General features: G+C 43.4%; 1 protein-coding gene. It reads left to right on the top strand.

Features of this window, described 5'->3' with window-relative positions; genetic code table 11:
• Positions 1-153: 153 nt before the first annotated feature.
• Positions 154-573: a DUF6691 family protein gene (locus tag ACS8FC_RS15900; RefSeq protein ID WP_439297482.1), complete on the top strand. Its 420-nt coding sequence runs from the start codon at positions 154-156 to the stop codon at positions 571-573.
• Positions 574-876 lie beyond the last annotated feature (303 nt).

Here is an 876-nt window from a genome sequence, read left to right as displayed (position 1 = left end):
GTTCTTTGGTATCGTGACCGTCTATATCGGTCGGCATGTACTAGGGCTACTGTAAATGCTCAACGGCAGACTGCTATGAGATTGCTAGTAGTAGCACTAAAGCACGAACGACATATGATAGTTAATAGAAGACAATAATAGCGAGATACAACGATGCTAAAAAATATAATCGGATTGCTGGCAGGGTTACTGTTTGGATTTGGGTTACTGGTGTCAGGTATGACCGACCCTGTAAAAGTACAAGGGTTTTTGGACGTGTTTGGCGCATGGGATATTTCCCTTGCACTGGTGATGGGTGGTGGTTTGTTCATTGCATTTTTTGGTGTGCTGTTGGCCAAGCGTCAAGAAAATAGCTGGATTGGCACGCCCATTGACATGCCAAGCAAAACCGTCATCACCAAACAACTGATTATCGGTGCCATATTGTTTGGTATCGGCTGGGGACTGGTGGGTATTTGCCCGGGGCCAGGTATCGTCTTACTTGGGACGGGACAATGGCAAGCGTATGTGTTTATCCCTGCGATGATTATAGGGATGTTGGTCTATCAGTGGCTTGAGCCTAAACTTGGCTGATATAGTTAGTTCTCTATAAATTGGATACGGTGTCAGCCTCGCTTAGTCTACTATTTGTAGTACTTTTACTTGGCTTCCTTGTCTCCAAATTATATTGAACCAACTATAGTATAAATAGGCTAGCACTCGAAAAAAGGTCAGCCACGTATATGTGATTGACCTTTTTTATGGATGTTAGTTGATGATATGACTCAATAAGTCACCGTTTTACTTAACACTAGCAGTAACTTTTGGTGTTTCGTGCGCCAATGATTTGGCCGCTTGGCGTAGCTCAAACTTTTGTACTTTACCCGTACTGGTCTT

It is taken from the genome of Psychrobacter sp. 1Y4 (assembly GCF_051847555.1).
The sequence above is the reverse complement of the archived record's forward strand: the minus strand, read 5'-3'. Positions and strand labels throughout refer to the sequence as shown.